General features: G+C 45.5%; 1 protein-coding gene. It reads left to right on the forward strand.

Going from position 1 to position 233, the window contains the following annotated elements:
* On the forward strand, positions 1-233 hold a 233-nt coding region (locus tag SM755_RS24245; RefSeq protein ID WP_323174913.1), incomplete at both ends, for a hypothetical protein.

Here is a 233-nt window from a genome sequence, read left to right on the forward strand (position 1 = left end):
CGATAAAGGAGCAGTTCTGGAAGAGGGAAAGGGCGGAAAGGCGACCTATCAGGTCAATCCAGAGTATGACGTGGATGATCTTGGTGTGTTATTAACTGATTTCGATCGAGAAACAAGCAGGGAAGAACTGGAATCACACGGCATAGAGGTAACAAATATTGTTGGGAATGGAACATTTTCTCAAACAGTCGACCTCCAGCAACTTGGAGCAGAGGTCCTCAATGTAGAGTATG

The organism is Natrialba sp. PRR66 (assembly GCF_034808065.1).
GTDB lineage: Archaea > Halobacteriota > Halobacteria > Halobacteriales > Natrialbaceae > Natrialba > Natrialba aegyptia.